Raw genomic sequence first — 303 nt, 5'->3', positions numbered from 1 at the left:
TTGCCGGTGAGAAGATCGACGAAGTGTTCATCGGTTCGTGCATGACCAACATCGGCCACTTCCGCGCTGCCGGCAAGCTGCTGGACAAGGTCAAGGGTGGCATTCCAACCCGTCTGTGGCTGGCTCCGCCGACCAAGATGGACGTCCACCAGCTGACCGAGGAAGGCTACTACGGCATCTTCGGCCGCTCTGGCGCGCGTCTGGAAATGCCGGGCTGCTCGCTGTGCATGGGCAACCAGGCGCGCGTCCAGACCGGTTCGACCGTGGTCTCCACCTCGACCCGTAACTTCCCGAACCGCCTGG

General features: G+C 63.7%; 1 protein-coding gene. It reads left to right on the top strand.

Annotation, left to right across the window (positions count from 1 at the left end):
• Positions 1–303 (top strand): aconitase family protein (locus F3I62_RS20100; RefSeq protein WP_256667846.1); only part of this gene is annotated, 303 nt, incomplete at both ends.

The sequence above is a fragment of the Pseudomonas sp. R-28-1W-6 genome, assembly GCF_009799925.1.
GTDB lineage: Bacteria > Pseudomonadota > Gammaproteobacteria > Pseudomonadales > Pseudomonadaceae > Aquipseudomonas.
The sequence above is the reverse complement of the archived record's forward strand: the minus strand, read 5'-3'. Positions and strand labels throughout refer to the sequence as shown.